The organism is Mycobacterium sp. Dal123C01, assembly GCF_052566995.1.
Genome location: NZ_CP199580.1, coordinates 1,633,504 through 1,657,178, shown reverse-complemented (window position 1 = coordinate 1,657,178; position 23,675 = coordinate 1,633,504). Strand labels below are relative to the sequence as shown.

Annotated in this window: 1 protein-coding gene (running past one end of the window); it reads left to right on the top strand. The window is 66.9% G+C overall.

The features are described 5' to 3' along the window. Positions 1 to 23,675 carry the 3' portion of a non-ribosomal peptide synthase/polyketide synthase gene (locus tag ACTXG5_RS07820; protein ID WP_445163134.1) on the top strand. Its footprint begins 7,531 nt before the window's first position, so the window shows 23,675 of its 31,206 coding nt (coding positions 7,532–31,206); its start codon lies off the left edge, out of view; the stop codon is at positions 23,673 to 23,675.

Sequence of the window (23,675 nt, the reverse complement as noted above, 5' to 3'; positions counted from 1 at the left end):
TGACCGGGATCTGCGCTCATGTCCGGCACGGCGGCGGCGGCCTGACGCCGTCGGATATCGCCCCTGCCCGGCTCAGTCAACAGCAGATCGACGAGCTGTGCCGGCACGACCGCATCGCCGATATCTTGCCGTTGACCCCGCTGCAGCAGGGGCTGCTTTTCCACGCCAACACCCACCGCGAGAGCGACCTGGGCGAGTTGTACGCGGTGCAGCTGGACATCACCGTCGCCGGCCCGCTGGACCCCGATCGGCTGCGCGAAGCGCTCGACACAGTGCTCACCCGTCATCCCAACCTGGCGGCCCGATTCTGCCCAGAGTTCGACCAGCCGGTCCAGGTCATCCCTGCCGATCCCGTATTGGCATGGCAATACCGCGAACTCGGCGAAGGCGTCGATGTTGAGGAGCAGATCCAGCGGCTATGCGCGGCCGAACGCGCTTCGGTCACCGACCTGACCGAGCCGCCCCCGTTCCGGGTCGCGTTGACCCGTATCGCCGAAGACGTCCACCGGCTGGTGCTGACAAACCACCACATCGTGCTCGATGGTTGGTCACTGCCAATCCTGTTGCAAGAGATCTTCACTAGCTACTACGGGCAGCGGCTCCCCGCACCGCCGCCTTTCCGCCGTTTCGTGACCTGGCTGACCAGCCAAGACCGCGACAGCGCCGAGACGGCCTGGCGTGAAACGTTCGCCGGCTTTGAGGTCCCCACCCTGGTGGGCCCGCCGGGCCGGGTCGGGCTCGGACCCCGAGAGGTGGCCACGTCGCGGGTACCCGCCGAAACGACGCGGGCCGTGAGTGAGCTGGCCCGAGTGCATCACACCACCGTCAACACGGTGTTGCAGTCCAGCTGGGCGCAGCTGTTGATGTGGCTGACCGGCCAGCATGATGTCGCCTTCGGGACCGCGGTCTCGGGGCGCCCGGCGGACCTGGCCGGCTCGGATTCGATGGTCGGCCTGCTGATCAACACCGTTCCGGTGCGGGCCGCCATCACCACGGCCACCACCACTGCCGACTTACTCCACCAGCTGCACCAGGCCAACAACCACACCCTCGAGCACCAGCACCTGGCACTGCCCGAGATTCACCGCGCCGCCGGCCACGACCAGCTCTTCGACACCTTGTTCGTCTACGAGAACTATCCCGTTGATCCCGCCTTGTTCGGCTTCGACGGCTTGGCCGTCACCGAGTACACCGCTCGGGAACATAATCACTACCCCCTGACCCTGCAAGCCATGCCCGGAGATGAACTCGGCCTGCGCGTCGAATACGACACCGACGTCTTCACCACCGAGAGCATCCACACGCTCATCCGGCAATTGCAGCGAGTGCTGGTGGCCACGACCACCGACCCCACCAGCCGGTTGTCGTTGGTGGATCTACTCGATGTCGACGAACACACCCGCCTCGATGAGTTCGGTAACCGCGCGGTGTTGACCCGGCCGGTGACGGGGGTGTCGGTTCCGGCTTTGTTCGCGGTGCAAGTCGTGGGCACTCCGGATGCGGTGGCGGTGACCTTCGAGGGTCGCTCGATGACGTACCGCGAACTCGACGAGGCCGCCAACCGGGTGGCGCATCTGCTGGCCGGTCTCGGCGCGGGCCCGGGTCAGTCTGTGGCACTGCTGTTTTCGCGCTCAGCCGAGGCGGTCGTCGCGATATTGGCGGTGTTGAAGACCGGGGCGGCCTACGTGCCGATCGACCCGGCCCACCCCGATGCGCGGATCGAGTTCATGGTGACCGACGCGGCGCCGATCGCGGCGCTGACCACGACCGAACTGCTTTCGCGGCTTGACGGCTATGACCTGGCGACCGTCGATATCGACGATCCCGCTGTTGAGGCGCAGCCGGTTACGGCGCTACCGCTGCCGGCGGCCGACGAGGTCGCCCACATCATCTACACCTCGGGTACCACCGGTGTCCCCAAAGGTGTTGCGGTTAACCACTCCAACGTGACCCAGTTGTTCGACTCGCTGGATGCTGGGCTGGAGCTGACGCCGGAACAAGTGTGGACCCAGTTCCACTCCTATGCGTTCGACTTCTCGGTGTGGGAGATCTGGGGCGCGCTGCTCCACGGCGGACGGCTGGTGGTGGTGCCCGAGCCGATGACGCGTTCACCGGAGGACTTCCACGCCCTACTAGTCGCTGAACAGGTAACCGTTCTCACCCAGACCCCGTCTGCGGTGGCCGCGCTTTCCGTCGATGGTTTGGGGTCGGTGGCGTTGGTGATCGGCGCCGAGGCCTGCCCGCCCGAGGTGGTGGATCGATGGGCGCCCGGGCGGACGATGATCAACGTCTACGGCCCGACCGAGACGACGATGTGGGCATCCAAGAGTGCACCCTTGACCGCGAAAGCCGCTGTGGTGCCGATTGGTTCGCCGGTGTCGGGGGCGGCGTTCTTTGTCCTCGACGGTTGGTTGCGCCCGGTGCCCCTCGGGGTTGTCGGCGAGCTGTATCTGGCCGGACGCGGCGTGGGATACGGGTATTGGCGCCGGGCGGGGTTGACCGCGTCGCGGTTCATGGCGTGTCCGTTCGGGGGGCCGGGGGCGCGGATGTATCGCACCGGCGACCTGGTGCGCTGGGGCGCCGACGGGCAACTGCAGTATGTCGGGCGTGCCGACGAACAAGTCAAGATCCGCGGCTATCGCATCGAACTCGGCGAAATACGCACTGCCCTAGCTGGTTTGGAAGGCGTGGAGCAGGCCGCGGTGATCGCCCGCGAGGACCGCCTCGGCGCCAAACGCCTCGTTGGGTATGTCACGGGGACCGCCGATCCGGCCTGGATACGTGCCCAGCTCACCGACCAGCTGCCGCCATACATGGTGCCGGCCGCGCTGGTCGCACTCGAGGCACTGCCGATGACGGTCAACGGCAAACTCGACACCCGCGCCCTCCCGGCACCGGATTACCGCGATGTCGATCACTACCGCGCCCCGGCCACCGCCGTCGAGGAGATCCTGGCCGGGATCTATGGCCAAGTGCTGAGTGCGGAGCGGGTCGGCGCCGACGACTCCTTCTTCGACTTGGGCGGAGATTCGCTCGCGGCGATGCGGGTGATCGCCGCGATCAACACCCTCCTCGACGCTGATCTGAAGGTGGGCAAGCTCTTCGATGCACCCACTGTGTCACAGTTAGCCCTCCATCTCGGTGCGGAGGCGAATCACCGCGAGCCGCTTACAGCTTTCGAGCGACCTGCGTTGGTGCCGTTGTCCTTTGGCCAATCGCGGTTGTGGTTCCTCGATCAGTTGCAGGGCCCCTCCCCGGTCTACAACATGGCGGTGGCGTTGCGGCTGTCCGGCCGCCTTGATGTCGACGCGCTAGCCACTGCACTGCGTGACGTGGTGGGACGCCACGAGAGCTTGCGAACACTGTTCGTGGCACCAGACGGCGTAGCCCAGCAAATGGTGGTGGCCGCCGATCGGGCCGAGTTTGGTTGGCAGGTCATTGATTCCAGCGGATGGCCCACGTCCCGACTGGACGAGGCGATCGACGCCGCCGTGGGTCACCCGTTCGATCTCTCCTCAACAATCCCCTTGCGGGCAACACTTTTCCGCCGCGCCGATGACGAGCATGTGCTGGTGGGCGTGGTGCACCACATCGCCGCCGACGGCTGGTCGATCGCCCCACTGGTGCGCGATCTGGGCGAGGCGTATGGCGCCCGGTGCCGGGGACAAGCACCCGGCTGGGCGCAATTGCCCGTGCAGTACGCCGACTACGCCCTATGGCAGCACGCGGAATTCGGTGACTTGGACGACGCCGGCAGCCTCATCGGGTCCCAACTGACCTACTGGCAGGACGCCCTGGCCGAGATGCCCGAGCGCACGGCACTGCCCACCGATCGGCCCTACCCGCCGGTGGCCGACCAGCGTGGGGCCAGCGTGGCCGTCGAGTGGCCGGCCGAGTTGCAGCAGCGGGTGCGCGAGGTGGCGCGCGAACACAATGCGACCAGCTTCATGGTGGTCCAGGCCGCCCTGGCGGTGTTGCTGTCGGCGGTCAGCGCAAGTCCCGATGTGGCCGTGGGATTCCCGATCGCCGGACGTCGCGACCCCGCACTCGAGGAGCTGGTCGGTTTCTTCGTCAACACCCTGGTGCTGCGCGTCGACACGACCGGCGATCCCACTGTCGCGGAGCTGCTGGCTCAGGTGCGCCAGCGCAGCCTGGCCGCCTACGAACATCAAGACGTGCCCTTCGAAGTCCTCGTCGAGCGGCTCAACCCCGCCCGAAGCCTGACCCATCACCCCCTGGTGCAGGTGATGTTGGGCTGGCAAAACACCGCGCCCGGCGAGCTGACGTTGGGTGATGTGCAGGCCACCGCGCTGCCGATTGATACCCACACCGCCCGAATGGATTTGTCATTCTCCTTGACCGAGCGCTGGACCCAGGCCGGTGAGCCCGCCGGGATCGGCGGCACGGTCGAGTTCCGCACCGATGTGTTCGACGCGGTCACTATTGAGGCGTTGATCGGTCGGCTGCGGCGGGTATTGGTCGCGATGACTACCGATGCGGCACAACGGCTGTCCTCGATCCAGCTGTTGGACGCCGACGAGCACACCCAACTCGATAGGATCGGCAACCGGGCGGTGTTGACCCGGCCCGGGCGGGCGGCGGTGTCGGTGCCGGCGCTGTGGGCCGCGCAGGTGGCTCGCGCTCCGGAGGCAGTGGCGGTGACCTTCGAGGGCCGGTCGATGACCTGCCGCGAGGTGGACACGGCCGCCAACCGGTTGGCCCATCTGTTGGCCGTCCGGGGAGCGGGCCCGGGACAGTCTGTGGCGCTGCTGTTTTCGCGGTCAGCAGACGCGATCATCGCGATGCTGGCGGTACTCAAATCCGGGGCGGCGTATCTGCCGATCGACCCCGCCCACCCCGCTGCGCGGATCGAGTTCATGCTCACCGACGCGGCCCCGGTCGCCGCACTGACCACCGCGGCGCTGCGGTCGCGCCTGGACGGCTACGAATTGCCGGTCATCGATATCGATGACCCCGCCGTGGACACCCACCCCATGACTGCCCCACCGGCGCCGGGGCCAGATGACATCGCGTACCTGATTTACACCTCGGGTACCACCGGAATCCCCAAGGGTGTTGCGGTCACTCATCGCAACGTGGCCCACTTGGCGGAATCCACACCCGACCAGCTGCCCGTGATGCAGGTGTGGACCCAATGCCACTCGTATGGCTTCGACTTCTCGGTGTGGGAAATCTGGGCCGCCCTGCTCGGCGGTGGACGCCTGGTCGTCATCCCCGAATCGGTGACCAACTCGCCGGAAGACTTCCACGCCTTGCTCGTCGCCGAACAGGTCACCGTGCTGACCCAAACACCGTCGGCTGCAGCAGCATTGACTCCGGATGGGTTGGAATCCGTGGCGCTGCTCCTCGGCGGGGAAGCTTGCCCCGCCGAAGTCGTGGATCAGTGGGCGGATGGCCGGGTGGTGATCAACGCCTACGGCCCCACCGAAGCCACCGTGTACGCGTCGATGAGCAAACCCCTAGCAGCGGGATCGGGTGCGGCACCCATGGGTGCGCCGGTGGCCACCGCGGCCCTGTTCGTCCTGGATCCCCGGCTGCGCCCGGTACCGGCCGGGGTCGTCGGCGAGTTGTACGTCGCCGGTGCCGGTGTGGCCTGCGGATACCTCGGCCGCGCCGAATTGACGGCGTCACGATTCATCGCCTGCCCCTACGGCGAACCTGGTGCTCGGATGTATCGCACCGGGGACCTGGTGCGCTGGCGCCCCGATGGCCAACTGGATTACCTCGGCCGTGCCGATGAACAAGTCAAGATTCGCGGCTACCGCATCGAACTCGGCGAAATCCAAACAGCACTCGCCAACCTCGATGGCGTCGAGCAGGCCGTTGTCATTACCCGCGACGAGCACGCCACCACCCGCCTCATCGCCTACGTCACCGGCTCCGCTGACCCGGCCGGGCTGCGCGCCGCGCTGGCCGAACAACTTCCGTCGTACATGGTTCCGTCGGCTGTCGTGGTCCTCGACGCGCTACCGCTGACAGTCAACGGGAAACGCGACACCCGCGCCCTGCCCGCCCCGGAATACCACGACGCCGACCACTACCGCGAGCCCGGCGACGCCATCGAAGAAATCCTGGCCGGCATCTACGCCCAAGTCCTCGGCCTCGAACACGTCGGTATCGACGACTCCTTCTTCGATTTAGGCGGGGACAGCATCTTGTCGATGCAAGTGGTCGCCCGGGCGCGGGCGGCCGGTGTGTTGTGCCGTCCGCGTGACATTTTCGTCGAGCAGACGGTGGCCCGGCTGGCCCGGGTGGCCGGCGTGGTCACCGGCGATAGCGGCGTAGTCGATGAGGGCATCGGGCCGGTGCCGGCCATCCCGATCATGCGCTGGCTGCAGAACGTGGAAGGCCCGATCGAGCAGTTCAACCAGACGATCGTGGTGCAAGCGCCGGCCGGGGTGACCGAGGCCGACGTGCTGGTGGTGCTGCAGGCTCTGCTGGATCGCCACGCCATGCTGCGGCTGCGCGTCGACAACACCGACGCCGGGGGGTGGTCGCTAGAGGTGCCCGGGGCCGGGTCGGTCGAGGCGCAAAGGTGTCTTCAGGCGGTGGAAACGTTCTCCGATGAGGCGCTGGTCGCAGCCCGGGCCCGGTTGAACCCGACGGCCGGGGCGATGGTGAGCGCGCTATGGGTTACCTCGACATCCCAGGTGGTGTTGATCATTCACCATCTGGCCGTCGACGGTGTGTCGTGGCGAATCCTGTTGGAGGACCTCAATTTAGCTTGGGCCCAGCATCATAGTGGCCAGCCGATACAACTGCCTGCGCCAGGGACATCCTTTGCTCGGTGGGCGTCGCTGCTCGACGAGCACGGCCGCAGCCCCGACGTCGCAGCCCAGGCGGACCTCTGGCGGCAGGTGGCGGCGGTTCCGGGCGCTCTGCCCGCACCCGCGCCCGAAGTGGATACCTATGCGAGTGCGGGCCAGTTATCGGCGGAGCTCGATATGGAGACGACCCGCCTGCTGCTCGGTGCGGTGCCCGCGGCGTTTCACGCTGGGGTGCAAGACATTCTGTTGATCGCGTTCGCGTTGGCCTGGGCAGAATTCTTGGGCACCGCCACACCGATCGGGATCGATGTGGAGGGTCACGGCCGCCACGACGACCTGATCGGCGAGGTGGACTTGTCGCGCACGGTCGGCTGGTTCACCACCAAATATCCTGTGGCGCTGAGCATGGGCCGCCTGAGTTGGGCACAGGTGCTCGCCGGTGAGTCCGCGTTGGGTGCGGTGGTCAAGGACGCCAAAGAGCAGCTGCGCGCCCTGCCCGACGGCCTGACCTACGGGCTGCTGCGCTACCTCAACCCTGATGTCGACCTGGCCGGGGCCGATCCGGCAATCGGGTTCAACTACCTGGGGCGACTCGGTAGCGCCGCCGAAGTCTCGGGCGATTTATGGCGGGCCAGCCCGGACGGCGTGCCGGTGGCGGCCGCTGCCAGCGCGATCCCAATGCCGTTGGGGCACACAGTGGAACTCAACGCCGGCACCCTTGACACGGACACCGGCCCGCACCTGCAGGCCACCTGGACCTGGGCGTCCTCGGTGCTCGACCGCGAACAGATCGGCCAGCTCAGCCAATTGTGGTTTGAGGCTTTGACCGGGATCTGCGCACACGTCCAACGCGGCGGCGGTGGTCTGACGCCGTCGGACATCGTCCCGGCTCGCCTGAGCCAGCAGCAGATCGACGAGCTGTGCCGGCACGACCGCATCGCCGATATCTTGCCGCTCACCCCGCTGCAGCAGGGGCTGCTCTTCCACGCCAGCACCGCGCAAGGCAACGCCGACGACCTGTATGCGATGCAGCTGGATATCACGATTACCGGCCCGCTGGACCCGGACCGGCTGCGCGCGGCCGTGCACACCATGGTCATCCGTCACCCCAACCTGACCGCCCGGTTCTGCCAGCAGTTCGACGAACCGGTGCAGATCATGCTCGCCGATCCGGACGTGCCCTGGCGGTATTACCAGCTGAACGCCGAGGACCAGATTCAGCAGGTCTGCGCCGCCGAACGCGCCGCGGTCTGCGATCTGAGCGAGCCGCCGGCGTTTCGGGTCGCGTTGATCCAGACCGCCAAAGACCTCCACCGGTGTGTGCTGACGAATCACCACATCGTGCTGGACGGCTGGTCGCTGCCGATCCTGGCGCAAGAGATCTTCGCCAGCTATTACGGGCAACGACTGCCCGCGGCCGGGTCGTATCGGAGGTTCGTCGCCTGGCTGGCCGAACGGGACCTCGATGCCGCCGAGACCGCGTGGCGTGAGGTGCTGGCCGGCTTCGACGCCCCCACCCTGGTGGGCCCACCGGCCCGAGTGCGACCCGGGCGTCGCGGCGTCGCCAACTCGTCGATGTCAGAGCAGGCCACCCGCGCCCTGGGTGAACTGGCTCGCGCACATCACACCACCGTCAACACGGTGCTGCAGGCCGGCTGGGCGCAGGTGCTGATGTGGCTGACCGGTCAGCACGACGTCGCCTTCGGGACCGCGGTCTCGGGCCGCCCGGCCGAATTAGCCGGCTCCGATTCAATGGTCGGACTGCTGATCAATACCGTGCCGGTGCGGGCCACCAGCACCGCCATCACCACGACCACCGACTTGCTCGCCCAGCTGCACCAGTCCACCAATCACACCTTCGAGCACCAGCACCTGGCGCTCACCGAGATTCACCGCGCCGCCGGCCACGACCAACTTTTCGACACGCTGTTCGTGTTCGAGAACTACCCCATCGACACGTCCGCAGTGCTCACCAACGGGTTGGCCATCACGTCGATGATTGCCCGGGAGTTCAACCATTATCCGCTGACCCTGCAGGCCATGCCCGGCGACGAACTCCAGTTGCGCGTCGAATACGACACCGACCTGTTCGAGGCGAAAACCATTGAGGCGCTGATCGAACGACTTCGACGCGCACTGGTGGCCATGAGCACCGCTGCGGCAAAACCGCTTTCCGCGATCCAGCTGTTGGACCCCGACGAGCTGGCCCTGATCGATGAGTTCGGTAATCGCGCGGTGTTGACCCGGCCGGCGACGGGGGTGTCGGTTCCGGCTTTGTTCGCGGTGCAAGTCGCGGGCACCCCGGATGCGGTGGCGGTGACCTTCGAGGGTCGCTCGATGACGTACCTCGAACTCGACGAGGCCGCCAACCGGGTGGCGCATCTGCTGGCCGGTCTCGGTGCGGGCCCGGGACAGTCTGTGGCACTGCTGTTTTCGCGCTCAGCCGAGGCGATCGTCGCGATATTGGCGGTGTTGAAGACCGGGGCGGCCTACGTGCCGATCGACCCGGCCCACCCCGATGCGCGGATCGAGTTCATGGTGACCGACGCGGCGCCGATCGCGGCGCTGACCACGACCGAACTGCTTTCGCGGCTCGACAGCTACGACCTGGCGACCGTCGATATCCACGCCACCGCGGCGGAGGCGCAGCCGGTTACGGCGCTACCGTTGCCGGCACCCGACGAGGTCGCCCACATCATCTACACCTCGGGCACCACCGGTGTCCCCAAAGGTGTTGCGGTCAACCACTCTAACGTGACCCAGTTGTTCGACTCGCTGGATGCTGGGCTGGAGCTGACGCCGGAACAAGTGTGGACCCAGTTCCACTCCTATGCGTTCGACTTTTCGGTGTGGGAGATCTGGGGCGCGCTGCTCCACGGTGGACGGCTGGTGGTGGTGCCCGAGCCGATGACGCGTTCACCGGAGGCCTTCCACGCCCTACTAGTCGCTGAACAGGTAACCGTTCTCACCCAGACCCCGTCTGCGGTGGGCGCGCTTTCCGTCGATGGTTTGGGGTCGGTGGCGTTGGTGATCGGCGCCGAGGCCTGCCCGCCCGAGGTGGTGGATCGATGGGCGCCCGGGCGGACGATGATCAATGTCTACGGCCCGACCGAGACGACGATGTGGGCGTCCAAGAGTGCGCCGCTCGCGCCGGGTTCGGGTGTGCCGCCCATTGGTTCGCCGGTGTCGGGGGCGGCGTTCTTTGTGCTCGACGGTTGGTTGCGCCCGGTGCCCGTCGGGGTGGTCGGCGAGCTGTATCTGGCCGGGCGCGGCGTGGGATACGGGTATTGGCACCGCTCCGAGCTGACCGCGTCGCGGTTTATCGCCTGCCCTTACGGTAATGCCGGTGCCCGGATGTACCGCACGGGCGACCTGGTGCGGTGGGGCGCCGACGGGCAGCTGGACTACCTCGGTCGTGCCGACGAACAAGTCAAGATCCGCGGCCACCGCATCGAGTTGGGCGAAATCCAAACGGCTCTCCTCAATTTGGATGGTGTCGAGCAGGCCGCCGTGATCACCCGCGAGGATCGCCCGGGTGCCAAACGCTTGGTCGGCTACATCACCGGAACCGCAGACCCGACCGTGCTGCGGACTGCGCTGGCCGACCGGCTGCCGTCCTACATGGTGCCGGCTGCGCTGGTCGCACTCGAGGCACTGCCGATGACGGTCAACGGCAAACTCGACACCCGCGCCCTGCCAGCACCCAAATACCAAGGCATTGGCGGTGATTACCGCGCGCCGGCCACCGCCATCGAGGAGATCCTCGCGGGCATTTACGCCCAGGTCCTCGGCGTCGAGCAGGTCGGAGTCGACGACTCCTTCTTCGACCTCGGCGGAGACTCCCTCTCGGCGATGCGCCTGATCGCCACCATCAACTCCGGCCTCGACGCCGACCTCGAAATGCACACCTTGTTCGACGCACCCACGGTCGCCCGGCTGTCCCCCAGCATCGGCACCGGCCGAGGGCGGCTGGAACCGTTGGTGGCCGGGAAGCGACCCTCGGTGGTGCCGTTGTCGTTCGCCCAATCCCGGCTGTGGTTTCTCGATCAGCTGCAGGGGCCGTCCCCGGTCTACAACATGGCGGTGGCGTTGCGACTTTCCGGCCGCCTCGACGTCGACGCGCTCAATGCTGCACTCGCCGATGTGATCGCGCGCCATGAAAGCTTGCGGACCGTTTTTGTGGCACCGGACGGCATCGCCCAGCAAGTAGTGCTGCCCGCTGAGCCAGCCGAGTTTGGTTGGCGGGTAGTCGATTCCAGCGGCTGGCGCGCGGCCCGGCTAGAAGCGTCGATCGACTCCGCGGCGCGCTACACATTCGATCTGACCACCGATATCCCGTTGCGGGCGACACTTTTCCGCCTCGGCGATGACGAGCATGTGCTGGTGGGCGTGGTGCACCACATCGCCGCCGACGGCTCCTCGATCACGCCGCTGGTGCGTGATCTGGGGACGGCGTATGCCGCCCGGTGCGCAGGAGAAGCGCCGGGCTGGACGCGATTGCCGCTGCAGTACCCCGATTTCACGCTGTGGCAGCACGCGCAGTTCGGTCGTCTCGACGACACCGGCAGCCCGATCGCGGCCCAACTCGGCTACTGGGAAGATGCCCTGGCCGGAATGCCGGAGCGCTTGACACTTCCCGCCGACCGGCCTTACCCGCCGGTGGCCGATCAGCGTGGGGCGAGTGTGGCGGTCCAGTGGCCGGCCGAGTTGCAGCAGCGGGTGCGCGAGGTGGCGCGAGAGCACAATGCGACCAGCTTCATGGTGGTACAGGCCGCCCTGGCGGCACTGCTGTCGGCGGTCAGCGCAAGTCCCGATGTGGCCGTGGGATTCCCGATCGCCGGACGCCGAGACGCCGCGCTCGATGAGCTGGTCGGTTTCTTCGTCAACACCCTGGTGCTGCGCGTGGAAGTCGACGGCGACCCTACCGTCACCGAGTTGCTCGCCCAGGTGCGCCAGCGCAGCCTGGCCGCCTACGAGCACCAGGACGTGCCGTTCGAAGTCCTCGTCGAACGCCTCAATCCCACCCGTAGCCTGACCTATCACCCACTGGTCCAGGTGATGTTGGGCTGGCAGAGCCTGCACGACGACGGTCCCGCCTCCGGATTGGCGTTGGGTGATGTCCAGGTCACCCCGCTGCCGATTGATACCCACACCGCGCGAACGGATTTAGCGTTCTCGCTGACCGAACGCTGGACCCGGGCCGGTGAACCCGCCGGAATTTCCGGGACGGTGGAATATCGCACCGACGTGTTCGACGCCGACAGCATCCACACTCTGGTCCGGCGGTTCGGGCGGGTGCTGGAGGCCATCACCGGCGACACCACTCGGCGCTTTTCCTCGATCGAATTGTTGGATGCCGATGAACACATCCGTCTCGACGAGGTCGGAAACCGCGCGGTGTTGGCCCGGCCCACACCGGCCGCGGTGTCGGTCCCGGTGCTATTCGCCGAGCGCGTTGCCCGTACACCGGAGGCGGCGGCGATCACCTTCGAGGGTCGCTCACTGACGTATCGCGTCCTCGACGATGCGTCGAACCGGCTGGCACACTTGCTGACTGGTCACGGCGCACAGCCGGGACGGTGTGTGGCGCTACTGATGCCGCGCTCGGCCGAGGCGATCGTCGCGATGCTGGCGGTGCTCAAGACGGGGGCGGCATACCTGGCGATCGACCCCGCACTGCCCGATGCGCGAATCGGATTCATGCTCAGCGATGCCGCGCCGACCGCCGCGATCACCACCGCGGGGCTACTCCCCCGGCTCGCCGGGCACGACCTGGCGGTCATCGACATCGACGACCCCGCGGTGGACACCCAACCCGACACCGCGCTGCCCGCGCCGTCGCCCGACGACATCGCGTACCTCGTCTACACCTCGGGTACCACCGGCACTCCCAAGGGTGTGGCCGTCACTCACCGCAACCTGGCGCATTTGGCGGAGTCAACGCCCGAAGAGCTGCCGGTGGCCCAGGTGTGGACGCAGTGCCACTCGTATGCGTTCGACTTCTCGGTGTGGGAGATCTGGGCCGCCCTGCTTGGCGGCGGGCGGCTGGTGGTGGTTCCCGAATCGGTGACGACCTCGCCCGAAGATTTCCACGCCCTGTTGGTGGCCGAACGCGTCAATGTGCTCACCCAAACCCCCTCTGCTATCGCGGCATTGACTCCGCACCAGTTGGAGTCCACAGCGTTGCTGCTGGGCGGGGAGCCCTGCTCGGCCGAGGTGGTGGATCAGTGGGCGGATGGCCGGGTGGTGATCAACGCCTACGGCCCCACCGAAGCCACCGTGTACGCGTCCATGAGCAACCCCCTAGCAGCGGGATCGGGTGCCGCACCCATAGGTGCGCCGGTGGCGACCGCGGCCCTGTTCGTCCTGGATCCCTGGTTGCGCCCGGTACCCACCGGCGTGGTCGGCGAGTTGTATATCGCCGGTGCCGGTGTGGCTTGCGGATACCTCGGGCGGGCCGAGTTGACCGCGTCGCGATTTGTCTGTTGCCCCTTCGGCGGCCCCGGATCGCGGATGTATCGCACCGGCGACCTGGTGCGCTGGCGCTCCGACGGGCAACTGGAGTACCTCGGGCGTGCCGATGAGCAAGTCAAGATCCGCGGGTACCGCATCGAACTCGGCGAAATCCGCTCAGCCCTAGCCGGTTTGGATGGCGTGGATCAGGCCGTGGTGATCACCCGCGAAGACCGTGCCGGAATTACCCGCCTGGTCGGCTACATCACCGGCACCGCCGACCCCGCCCAGGCACGGGCCGCGCTGGCTGATCGGCTCCCGCCATATATGGTCCCGTCTGCGGTGGTGATGATCGACGCGCTGCCACTGACGGTCAACGGGAAACTCGACATCCGCGCCTTGCCCGCACCGGAGCACCGCGATGTCGACCGTTACCGCGCCCCGGTTACCGCCATCGAGGAGACCCTGGCCGGGATCTACGCCGACGTCCTCGGCGTAGATCGAGTCGGAGTCGACGACTCGTTCTTCGATTTGGGCGGGGACAGCATCTTGTCGATGCAAGTCGTGGCCCGGGCACGGGCGGCCGGTGTGTTGTGCCGTCCGCGTGACATTTTCGTCGAGCAGACCGTGGCCCGGCTGGCCCTGGTAGCCACCGTCGCCGCCGGTGACAGCGGCGTGGCCGATGAGGGCATCGGGCCCGTGGTGACCACCCCGATCATGCGCTGGCTGCAGAATGTGGACGGTCCGGTCGAGCAGTTCAACCAGACGATGGTGGTGCAAGCGCCGGCCGGGGTGACCGAGGCCGACGTGCTGGTGGTGCTGCAGGCGTTGCTGGATCGGCACGCCATGCTGCGACTACGCGTCGACAACGACCGCGCCGGGGCGTGGTCCTTGTGGGTGCCCGAGCCCGGCTCGGTGGAGGCCCGCGCGTGCCTGATCACCGTCGAGGAGCTGTCCGAGGAGGCCCTGGTCGAGGCGCGGACCCGGTTGAACCCGGCCACCGGGTCGATGCTGAGCGCAGTGTGGGCTACCTCCACCGGCCAGCTGATACTGGCGATTCACCACCTGGCTGTCGATGCGGTGTCGTGGCGAATCCTGTTGGAGGACCTGAATATCGCCTGGGGCCAGCACCACAGCGGCCAGCCGCTCGCGTTGCCCCCGGGCGGCACGTCGTTCGCCCGGTGGTCGTCGCTGCTGGCCGAACACGCCCGCGCCGCGGAGGTCGTCGACCACGCCGACTCCTGGTCACACGTGTTGGCGGTCCCGGGCGCACTGCCCACCCCCCAACCTGAGCTCGACACCTACGCCAGTGCGGGGCAGATGTCAGTGGAGCTGGACACCGAGACCACCCGGTTGCTGTTGGGTGCGGTGCCCGCGGCGTTCCACGCTGGCGTGCAAGACATTCTGTTGATCGCGTTCGGGTTGGCCTGGGCAGAATTCTTGGGCACCGCCACACCGATCAGCATCGACGTCGAAGGCCACGGCCGCCACGACGACCTGGCCGGCGAGGTGGACCTGTCGCGCACGGTGGGCTGGTTCACCACCAAATATCCGGTGGCCCTTGGTGTTGGAGGCCTGAACTGGGCGCAGGTACTCGCCGGCGAGGCCGCGCTGGGCGCGGTGATCAAAGACGCCAAGGAACAACTGCGCGCCCTGCCCGACGGCCTCACCTACGGCCTGCTGCGCTACCTCAACCCCGAGGTAGACCTGACCGGAGCCGACCCGGCGATCGGGTTCAACTACCTCGGGCGACTGGGCGCCGCAGCGACCGAGCTCTCCAGCGACCTGTGGCAGCTCAGCCGCGACGGTGTCTCGATGGCCGCTGCGGCCGCCGCGATCCCAATGCCGTTGGGACACACCGTAGAGCTCAATGCCGGCACCCTTGACACCGACACCGGGCCACACCTGCACGCCACCTGGACCTGGGCGCCCTCGACCATTGATAACGAGCAAATCGACCGGCTCAGTCAATTGTGGTTTGACGCCCTGGGCGGGATCTGCGCTCACGTCCGACGCGGCGGCGGCGGGTTGACCCCGTCAGACATCGTCCCGGCCCGGCTCAGCCAGCAGCAGATCGACGAGCTGTGCCGGCACGACCGCATCGCCGATATCTTGCCGCTCACCCCGCTGCAGCAGGGACTGCTGTTCCACGCCAACACGATCCACGGCAACACCGGCGATGTCTATGCGATGCAGCTGGACATCACCATCACCGGCTCGCTGGACGCCGACCGGCTCTGCGAAGCGGTGCGCATCGTTCTCACCCGCCATCCCAACCTGGCCGCTCGATTCTGCCGGCAATTCGACCAGCCGGTACAGATCATTCCGGCCGACCCCGAACCGGCCTGGCAATACCTCGATCTCGGTGATACCGCTGCGCAGCTCGACCAGGTGTCCGCTGCCGAGCGCGCCGCGGTCTGCGATCTGACTGAGCCGCCGGCGTTCCGGGTCGTGTTGATCCACACCGCTAAAGACGTTCACCGGTTGGTGCTGACCAATCACCACATCGTGCTCGATGGCTGGTCGCTGCCGATCCTGGCGCAGGAGATCTTCGCCAGCTATTTCGGGCACCGACTACCCGCGCCCACACCCTATCGCCGGTTTGTCAGCTGGCTGGCCGAACGAGACTTCGGTGCCGCCCGGGCGGCCTGGCGAGAGGCGTTCGAAGGCTTTGACATTCCCACCTTGGTGGGACCACCGGGGCGGATTGGGCCGGGGCGGCGAGGGGTCGAGACGTCTCGGGTCAGTCAGCAGATGACGCGGGCGCTCAGCGAGCTGGCTCGCTCGCATCACACCACCGTCAATACCGTGTTGCAGGTCGGCTGGGCCCAGCTGCTGATGTGGTTGACCGGCCAGCTGGACGTCGCCTTCGGCACCGCGGTCTCCGGTCGGCCCACCGATGTCCCGGGCGCGGAATCGATGGTGGGCCTGCTGATCAACACCGTGCCGGTGCGGGCCAAATGCACGCCTGCGACCACCACCGCCGGGCTGCTTGATCAGTTGCACGGCACCAACAACGACACCCTCGAGCACCAGCATCTGGCGCTATCCGAGATCCATCACGTCACGGGCCACGAGCAACTCTTCGACACGCTATTCGTGTTCGAGAACTATCCGGTCGACACCGCCAATCTGGTGGGCGTCGACGGGCTGGCCATCACCGGGATGACGGCCCGCGAATTCAACCATTACCCCCTGACCCTGCAAGCCATGCCCGGCACTGAGCTCGGCCTGCGGGTCGAGTACAACGCTGACGTCCTCACCGCCGACGGCATCCAGACGCTCCTGCAGCAGCTGCACCACGTGCTTGCGTCCATGGTCACCGACCCCACCCGCAGGTTGTCGTCGATTCAGCTGTTGGACGCGGACGAGCAGGCCCTGATGGATGACGTGGGTAATAGGGAGGTGTTGACGCGGCGCGCGCCTGCGCCGGTGTCGATCCCGGAGTTGTTCGCTGAGCATGTGCAGCGCGACCCGGAGGCGGTGGCGGTGAGCTTCGAAGGATGCTCGCACAGCTATCGGGAGCTCGACGAGGCCGCTAACCGGTTGGCACACTTGCTGGTCAGCCAGGGAGCCGGCCCGGGACAGTTTGTGGCGCTGCTGTTTTCGCGCTCGACGGATGCCATCATTGCAATGCTGGCGGTACTGAAGGCGGGTGCGGCCTATCTGGCGATCGACCCGTCCAACCCCGACGCGCGGATCGGGTTCATGCTCGCCGACGCCGCCCCGATCGCCGCACTCACCACCGGGGAGCTGCGCTCGCGGTTGGACGGATACGACCTTCGGATCATCGATGTCAATGACCCCGCCGTGGCCACCCAATCCGCCACCCCGCCACGGGTCCCACAACCAGACGATCTCGCATATCTGATTTACACCTCCGGCACCACCGGTGTTCCCAAAGGCGTTGCGGTCACTCATCGCAACCTGGCCCACCTGGCGAGCTCCACACCCGCGCACCTCCCGCTCGCGCAGGTGTGGACGCAATGCCACTCCTATAGCTTCGACTTCTCGGTGTGGGAGATCTGGGCCGCCCTGCTCGGCGGCGGGCGACTCGTCGTGGTGCCGGAGTCGGTGACCGCCTCACCGGATGACTTCCACACCCTGTTGGTCGACGAAGGCGTCACCATTCTGACCCAAACACCTTCAGCTGCAGCCGCATTGGCACCGCGGCAGTTGGAGTCGGTTGCGGTGCTGCTGGGCGGGGAAGCCTGTTCCGCCGAGGTCGTGGACCAGTGGGCGGATGGCAGAGTGGTGATCAACGCCTACGGCCCCACCGAGGTCACCGTCTACGCCTCGATCAGTGCGCCCCTGACCATGGGGTCAGGTGCCGCGCCCATCGGTGCGCCGGTAGCGACCGCGGCGCTGTTCGTGCTCGACGGCTGGCTACGCCCGGTGCCCATCGGAGTGGTCGGTGAGTTGTACGTCGCCGGTGCCGGGGTTGCATGCGGGTACGTGAGCCGGTCGGAGTTGACGGCGTCGCGGTTTGTGGCCTGTCCCTACGGCGAACCCGGTGCCCGGATGTATCGCACCGGCGACCTGGTGCGCTGGCATCCCGATGGCCAACTGGACTACGTCGGACGCGCCGATCAGCAAGTCAAGATTCGCGGCTACCGCATCGAACTCGGCGAAATCCAGACGGCCCTAGCCGGTTTGGACGGCGTCGAACAAGCCGCCGTCATCACCCGCGAGGACGGCTCCGGCACCACCCGCGTGATCGGGTATGTCACCGGAACCGCCGACCCGGCCGCGCTGCGCAACACACTGGCCGACAGCCTCCCCGCCTACCTGATCCCCGCCGTCATCGTGGTGCTCGAGGCCCTGCCGCTGACGACCAACGGCAAACTCGACACCCGCGCCCTGCCTGCACCCGACTACCACGACGCCGATCACTACCGCGCCCCCACCAACGCCGTCGAAGAAATCCTGGCCGACATCTACGCCCAAGTCCTGGGCCTCGAACACGTCGGCATCGACGACTCCTTCTTCGACCTCGGCGGAGACTCCCTGTCGGCGATGCGCCTGATCACCGCCGTCAACTCCGGCCTCGATGCCGACCTCGAAGTACACACCCTGTTCGACGCACCCACCATCGCCCAGCTAGCGCCCCGCATCGGCACAGACGAAGCCGGCCGGCGTAAGCCGCTGATAGTAGGCCAGCGACCCGCATTGATTCCGCTGTCGTTCGCCCAATCCCGGTTGTGGTTCCTCTATCGATTCGAAGGCGGGGTGGCGACCTACAACATGCCGACCGCGTTCCGGATCAACGGCGCACTCGACGTCGAGGCGCTGGACGCGGCCCTCGATGACGTCATCGCCCGCCATGAATCGCTGCGCACCATCTTCGTCGACATCGACGGTGTGCCGTACCAGGAGGTGCTACCGGCGGCCCCGGGAATGTGGCGGCGCGGTGGCGACGCGGTGCGGTCGCTGGCCGCACACCGCATGGTGTCGGAATTGGTGGCGCTGGCCCAATACCAGTTTGATTTGTCGGCCGAGATCCCGATTCGTGCGCAGATCTATTCGGTAGCCCCCGAGGAGTATTTCGTCGGAATTGTGGTGCACCACATCGCTTTCGATGGGTGGTCGCTGGCTCCGATGGCCAGGGATATCAGCGAGGCGTATCGGGCACGACGGCAGCGCCGGGACCCACGGCAGGCGCCGTTGGCGGTGCAATACGTCGACTACACGCTGTGGCAGCGCACGCAATTCGGCGATCTGGCCGACGCCCACAGCCCCATTGCCGCCCAGCTGGCCTACTGGGAACAGGCGCTGGCCGGAATGCCCGAGCGGTTGCAGCTGCCCACCGACCGGCCTTACCCACTGGTTGCCGACTACCGCGGCTCCAACGTGGCGATGGAGTGGCCGGCCGAGCTGCAGCAGCAGGTGCGTGATGTAGCCCGCGCACATGACGCAACCAGCTTCATGGTGATCCAGGCCGCCCTCGCGGTGCTGCTATCGGCGGTCAGCTCCAGTTCCGATGTGGCAGTGGGCTTCCCGATTGCCGGTCGGCGCGACCCCGCACTCGATGAGTTGGTGGGCTTTTTCGTCAACACCCTGGTGCTCCGCGTCGAGGTGGCCGGGGATCCCACCTTCGCCGAGCTGCTGGCCCAGGTACGACGGCGCAGCCTGGCTGCGTTCGAACACCAAGACGTGCCCTTCGAGGTCCTCGTCGAGCGGGTCAACCCCACTCGCTCCCTGACCCATCACCCGCTGGTCCAGGTGATGCTGGCCTGGCAGAGCGTCCAGGGACAGAAAGTCAATCCCGCTGCCGGATTAGCCCTGGATGATCTACAGGTCACTCCGCTGCCGATGGACACCCACACCGCCCGAATGGATTTGGTGTTCCACCTCGCCGAGCACTGGAGCGACACCGGTGCGCCCGCCGGGATCGGTGGGACGGTCGAGTATCGCACCGACGTGTTCGACGCGGCCAGCATTCGCAGCCTGATCGAGCGGCTGCAACGCGTGCTGGTGGCCGTGACCACCGACCCCAACCGCCGACTGTCGTCGGCGGATCTCCTCGAACCCGACGAGTACACGCGGCTGGATCAATGGGGCAACCGGAAGGCATTGAGTCAGCCCGCATACCCGGCGGCGGCGATCCCGGTGCGGTGGGCAGAGCAAGTGGCGCGTACACCGCAGGCGCTGGCCGTGACCTTCGCCGGCTTGTCGATGACCTATCGGGAACTCGAGGAGGACGCCAACCGGCTGGCGCACCTGCTGGCCGCGCACGGGGCGGGCCCGGGACAGTGTGTGGCGCTGCTGTTTACGCAGTCCGCCGAGGCGATCATCGCGATCCTGGCGGTGCTGAAGACCGGGGCGGCCTACCTGGCAATCGACCCGGCCCACCCCGACACAAGGATCGGATTCATGGTTGCCGATGCCAGGCCGGTCGTCGCGATCACCACCGCCGCGCTGTCCGACCGGCTCGACGGGTACGACCTGGCGGTCATCACGGTCGATGACCCCCGCATCCCCGGCTGCCCGTGCACCGCACCACCAATGCCGGCCGCCGATGACATCGCTTACATCATCTACACGTCGGGCACCACCGGCACACCCAAAGGTGTGGCCGTCCCGCACCGCAACGTCACCCAGCTGCTGCACTCGCTGGAGGACGAAATTGAGGCGAAACAGGTATGGACACAGTGTCATTCGCTGGCCTTCGACTTCTCGGTGTGGGAGATCTGGGGTGCGCTGCTGTCCGGCGGGCGGCTGGTGGTGGTGCCCGAATCGGTGGCCCGTTCCCCCGAGGACTTCCACGCGCTGCTGGTCGCCGAGCGCGTCGGCGTGCTGAGCCGTACACCCACGGCGTTCTACGCACTGCAAACCGCGGACACCCTTCAGCCCGAGCTGGCCCAACAGCTGACGCTTCAGACGGTGGTATTTGGCGGTGAAGCCCTTGAGCCGCAACGTCTTCGGCCTTGGCTGCAGAATCATCCGGGATCGCCGCGGCTGATCAATATGTATGGCATCACCGAGACGACCGTGCACGCCTCGTTCCGGGAGCTCGTCGACGGCGACGCCGAGAGCAATGTCAGCCCGATCGGCGGGCCGCTGGGGCATCTCGCGTTTTTCGTGCTGGACAAGTGGCTGCGTCCTGTGCCGGCCGGGGTGGTTGGCGAGTTGTATGTGGCCGGCGCGGGGTTGGCCGGTGGATATGTGCGCCGGCCGGATCTGACGGCATCGCGGTTCCTGGCGTGTCCGTTCGGCGAGGCAGGGACACGGATGTATCGCACCGGGGATCTGGTGTCCTGGGGCTCCGATGGGCAGCTGCGGTATGTCGGGCGCGCCGACGAGCAGGTCAAGATCCGCGGCTATCGCATCGAACTCGGCGAAATCGACAGCGCCCTGCTGGCCGCCCCGCAGGTCACCCAGGCCGTCACCACGGTGCACCACAGCAACGCCGGCGATCACCTCATCGCCTACCTCACCCTGGGGCGCGCCACCACCGCAGACCACAACGCCGAAATCGTCGGGCAGTGGCAACACGTGTACGACGAGCTGTACGACGGTCAGGGCGGCGTGCCGGAATTCGGCATGGATTTCCGCGGCTGGAACAGCAGCTACACCGGTGATCCGATTCCGCTCGAGGAGATGTTCGAGTGGCGCGCGGCCACGGTGGACCGGATCATGGCGCTGCGACCCAGGCGAGTGCTGGAGATCGGCGCCGGTTCGGGGCTACTGCTGTCGCAGATCGCCCCGCATTGTGAGCGTTATGTCGCCACGGACATGTCGGCGGTGGCCATCGACAACCTCGCCGGTTCGCTGGAGCGGCTGCAGGTGCCCTGGCGGGAGCGGGTCCAGCTGCTGGCCCGGCCCGCTCACGTCACCGAGGCACTGCCGCAGGGCTACTTCGACACCATCATTGTCAACTCGGTCGCCCAGTACTTCCCCAACAGCGGATACCTGACCGACCTCATCGACAGCGCCATGGAGCTGCTCGCTCCCGGCGGCGCACTGTTCATCGGCGACATCCGTAACCACGCCCTGCAGCACGCGTTCCAAACCGGAGTCGCACTCGCCCGCACCACCACCGCCGACGCCGCCGAGATCCGCCAACGGGCCCACCGCGCCGTGGTCAGCGAACCCGAACTACTGCTGGCGCCCGACTTCTTCGCTACCTGGGCCGCCGGCCACGCGTCCGCGGCGGGACTCGACATCCAAGTCAAACGCGGGTTCGCCGACAACGAACTCAACCGGTACCGCTACGACATCGTCATCCGCAAAACCCCCGCGCCGGTACGCTCCGTGGCCGCCGCGCCCACCTGGACGTGGCCCGAATTCGCAGGCCTGCTCGGGCTGCACGCACGCTTGGCCTCGCAACGCCCCACCGCGGTCCGCATCACCGAGATCCCCCGCGCCGGACTATCCACCGACGTCCGCATCGAGCACGCGCTGGCCGACGGGCTGCCACTGACCGACGCGCTCGCCCAACCCACGGCAACCCCCGACGCCGTCACCCCCGAACAGCTGCACCGCCTCGGCGAAAACGCCGGATACCACGTCGCCGTCACCTGGGGTGCCGAGCCCGGCACCCTGGACGCCGTCTTCCTCACCACCACCGAGCCCGGCCCCCCGCTGACCGACCTCTATCGGCCCAGCGCCGCAGCCCACCAACGCACGACCCACGCCAACAACCCGAACACCAACATGGAGATCAGCGCCGTCCGCCAGCGGTTAAGCGCGCAATTACCCGAATACATGGTGCCGGCGCAGATTGTGGTGCTCGACGAGTTCCCGTTGACCTCCTCGGGCAAGATCGACACCAAGGCGCTACCGGCACCGGTATTCGCCGCCACACCGTTCCAGGCCCCGCACACCGAGACCGAGCAGGTCATCGCCGGCATCTACGCACAAGTGCTGGGCATAGAGCGCGTCGGGGTGGACGATTCGTTCTTCGACCTCGGCGGCGATTCGCTATCCGCAATGCGGGTGATCGCCGCGCTCAACGCGGCCCTCGATATTCACCTTCCGGTACGCACCATGTTCTATGCCCCGTCCGTCCGAAGCCTGAGCGAGCAGTTGGGCAAGCAGGACAGCACCGCGGAGGTCATCCCGGTCGAGGTCTTCCAGGAGGGCACCGGCGTTCCGTTGTGCTGCATCCACGACGGCCTCGGACTTAGCTGGTCGTATCGGGCCCTGGGCAACTATCTGAATTGCCCGATCATCGGGATCAACCAAATCCCGCACGACGACGAACAGGAGCCGGCCTCGATTCGTCAGATGGCGGCGAACTACGCAGACCGGATCCAAGCCCTATATCCCGACGGGCCCTACAAGATTCTCGGCTGGTCGTTCGGGGGCGTCGTGGCCCACGAACTCGCCATTGAGCTCCAGCGGCGCGGATGCGTGGTGCAAAGCCTGGTACTGCTTGACCCGGTATTCAGTGCCCACAAGTTCATCGCAAAACTGAGCGCCAGCCGGGCCGTCGCAAAGACCCAGACGTTGGACGAAAGCCACATCCTGGAACACATCTTGCGGACCAACCGCATCGACATCCCCGTACAGTCGGGGCCCCTCACCTACCGGCAGGCCGAAGAACTCGTTCATCAGCAGGGGGCGCTGGAGTTTGCCTTCCCGCTTCCCCCCCAGCAGCTGCTGGAGTTCATGGCGCAGAGCGTCAAGGCAAACCAGCTGCGTCTGGCCGAACACGTGCCTGGTGTGTTCGACGGCGACATGGTCATCTTCGCCGCGGCCCGCGGTCGAAACGAGAACGGTGGCGGCCCCCGACCGAAGTCACGGTGGCGGGGACTGCGAACCGGACGGGCGGCCCGGTCCCAGCAACGAATCTGGCGGCCTTATGTCGCCGGGGAAGTCGCCACGTACTCGGTCGACAGCACGCATCTTGAGATGCTGACCGCCGATTCGCTGCAAGCGTATGGCGAACAACTCGAGCTGTTCTTGCAAACCCGGGTGACGCAGCGCTGA